This is a genomic window from Streptomyces sp. URMC 127 (genome assembly GCF_051386535.1).
Classification (GTDB): Bacteria; Actinomycetota; Actinomycetes; order Streptomycetales; family Streptomycetaceae; genus Streptomyces.
This window is the reverse complement of sequence record NZ_JBPQTW010000378.1, coordinates 1-3,201: the sequence shown is the minus strand read 5'-3', so window position 1 is coordinate 3,201 and position 3,201 is coordinate 1. Positions and strand designations below refer to the sequence as shown.

Here is a 3,201-nt window from a genome sequence, read left to right as displayed (position 1 = left end):
CCACCGTACGCCCCAACTCCCGGCCCCCACGCACGCATCCCCACCTGCCCCACACTCTCCTCACACGACAGGAAGGCCCGTACGGTGAGTGCACCGGGGGCCTTCGATGGGGTAGAGTGTGCGACGATGAGGCGCTCAGAAAACGGGCGCCCTCGCGGGTGTAGTTTAATGGTAGAACATGAGCTTCCCAAGCTCAGAGCGCGAGTTCGATTCTCGTCACCCGCTCCATTCCATAAGACGTCTCATGGCTCATTGAGGTGTCTCATAAGAAGTAAGGCAGGCCCAGGTCAAAGACCTGGGCCTTGTTTGTTTACCCTGGGCCGCCGGACGCGGTGGCAGGCAGGCCGGGCACTGACGGAACGGAGCGCGTGGTGGCAGCGGGGGAAGCGAACGGCGACGAGCTGGTGGGCAAGGTCCTCGGCGGCCGCTACCGGGTGACCGCGACGATCGGGCGCGGCGGCATGGGCGTCGTCGCCCGGGCGGTGGACGAGCTGCTGAACCGGGAGGTCGCGGTCAAGGTCCTGCGGGCCTTCACCGACGCCTCCGCGGCCGAACTGGCCGAGCTGCGCATCCGGATGCAGCGAGAAGCACAGGCCGCGGCCCGCATCCGGCACAGCGGCGTGGTCACCGTGCACGACGTGACCGAGGAGCAGGGGCTGCCGGTCATCGTCATGGAGCTCGTCGACGGGCGCTCGCTCGACGACGTGCTGCAGGAGCGCGGCGCGCTGGATCCGCGCGAGGCCGCGGCGATCGGCGCCGAGTTGATGGACGCGCTCGACGCGGCGCACCGGGCCGGCGTGCTGCACCGTGACGTCAAGCCGGGGAACGTGCTCCTGGAGCAGGGCGGCCGCGTCGTGCTCACCGACTTCGGCATCGCCAGCATGGACGCCGCCGGGGACGACGCCATGGCCAAGCTGACCCAGAGCGGCCAGATCATCGGCTCCCTGGACTACCTGCCGCCGGAGCGCGCGCAGGGACACGAGCCGGGTCCGGCGTCGGACATCTGGTCGCTCGGCATGACGCTGTACGCGGCGGTGGAGGGCGCGGCGCCGTTCCGCCGGACGTCGGTGTGGTCGACGCTGTCGGCGATCATCACCGAGCCGCTGCCGGAGCCCCGGCGGGCGGGCCCCCTCGGGCCGGTCCTGCAGGCGCTGATGGCCAAGGAGCCGGAGAACCGGCCGGCCGCGGGCGAGGCGCGCGCGATGCTGGAGCGGGTGGCGGCCGGCGAGGATGGGGCGCCCTATGCGCCGCGTGCGGGCGCCGCGCCGGCTGCGGGTGCGGGTGCGGGTGCCACGCCTGCGGCGCCGGCACCGATATCGGCGCCTATGCCTGCGGCCACGCCTGCACCTGCACCTACGCCTACCCAGGCCGTCTCACCGGCTCCACCGGCCGGGTTCGGTGCGGCGCCGGCCGGGTTCCATCAGCCGCCGCACGCCGGCCATCCGCAGCCCGGCCTGCCGTACCCGCACGCGCAGACGCCCCCTCAGGCCGGAGTGGCTGCCGCCCCTGGCTCCGCTCCCGCTCCCGCTCCCGGCCCCAAGCGCAGCCGTACCCGTACGGTCATCGCAGCGGCCGCCGCGGCCGTCGTTCTGGCCGGGGGCGGCGTCACGTACGCCCTGACCGGCAACCACAGCAGCAGCTCGCCCGGCGACGACGTCCAGGCCGCACAGCCCGCGGTCAGCTCCCCGGCGAGCGGCGGTCAGCCGGGCGGCGGCGAGGCGACCGCCGGGGTGAGCCCCTCGGCCTCCTCGTCCCCCACGGCTCCGGCGAAGCCGTCGGACGCGGCCTCGGCCTCTCCCTCGGCCTCCGCCTCCGCCAAGCCCAGCTCCACGCCGAGCGCGTCGGCCTCCCCGTCGAAGAAGCTCAACGTGCCGACGACCTGCAGCGGCTGGAGCCACCACGACCCGAAGCCGGGCACGTACGGCTATGTGACCGGCAACCGCAACATCCTCAACGGCCCGTACCAGGTCTGTGCCGCCGTGGCTCCGGCCAAGTCCGGCACGAAGGTCTGGTTCCACTGCGCCGTCGAGAACGCGTACGGGCACAAGTGGCTCTACGTGCGCATCGACGGGACGAAGAGCGCGGGCTGGATGTCCGCCGACACGATCATCCGGCAGACGGGCCAGCCGGTCCGCTGCTGACGCCGTCGGCCGGGCCGCGGTTGCCACCGCCCGCCGACCCGACGCCCGCCGCGTTTCGGGGCTTTTGCCTGCCATGCCCGCCCGGCGGCCTGCCCGTGCCCACCGGCCCGGCCTACCCGGCATGAAATTCCGATAAGTTGCCGTGCCAAACGATCTACGTCACCGGTCCGCGCCGCCGTTCCCGTCCGCGCCGGACCCCGATGCGGAGTACGACATGAGCACTTATCCGGGCGGCAGCGCCGCACCGGCCGGCTGGGCGGCCTCGGGGGCGACCGGCCCCAACGGCTCCTACCGGAACCAGACGCTGAAGTACCAGCCGATCGAGCTGGGCTTCGACGAGTCGGTCACGCTCCGGACGGTCCTCGGCCACTGGGCGACCGCGGCCTGCACCGCGTTCGCGGTGTGGCTGTTCTTCGGGCTGTTCGGCCTGCTGACGAGCGACTTCGACTTCGAGGAGGCCGGCGGCGCCTTCAGCACGGGCGGCATCCTGTCGGTCATCGTCTTCTGGTTCATCTTCCTCTTCTCCGGCAGCACCGAGCCCATCTCGGAGTGGCGGACGCTGCTGGAGGACAAGGCCGAGGCGTCCTCCTCCGCCTACGCGGCGATCTACGGCGCGCTGTCCCAGCGCCGGATCCCGGTGACGGCCGTGCCGTCCCGGATCCGCAGCGACGTCTTCCAGCCGGAGGTGGTCAGCAACCGGCTGGTCGTCAGCAGCGGCCGCTACGTGACCTACGTGTCCGTCTTCGCGTACGGCACGAGCCTCTACCTGGGCTGGACGATGTGGCGCATCCGGCCCGGCTGGCACATCGTCGGGACGTACTTCAAGGACCTCATCGGCAGCTTCCGGGGCCGTACCGGTGACGTGAACCAGATGCTCCGCACCGAGCGGCCGCGCGCCATGCGGGAGGCCGTGCACTCGGCGGTCCGCGAAGGCGTGGAGATCGCGGTCCAGGGCATCGAGGTGCCCATCGCCTCGACCTTCGGCCAGGACCTGCCGATCATGACGGCGCCCGGCCAGGGCCCCGCCGGCCCGCCGGCCCCGCCCGGACCGCCCGTGATG

The 3,201-nt window shown here is 72.4% G+C and carries 2 protein-coding genes and 1 tRNA gene; all 3 read left to right on the top strand.

Annotated elements, in window-relative coordinates:
• Positions 1-154 precede the first annotated feature (154 nt).
• A tRNA-Gly gene (locus ACSNOH_RS34170) sits at positions 155-228 on the top strand.
• Between the two features lie 143 nt (positions 229-371).
• Positions 372-2,141: a serine/threonine-protein kinase gene (locus ACSNOH_RS34165; protein ID WP_436725338.1), complete on the top strand. Its 1,770-nt coding sequence runs from the start codon at positions 372-374 to the stop codon at positions 2,139-2,141.
• Between the two features lie 214 nt (positions 2,142-2,355).
• The coding region (locus ACSNOH_RS34160) for a hypothetical protein (RefSeq protein ID WP_436725337.1) at positions 2,356-3,201 on the top strand (846 nt) is incomplete at its 3' end.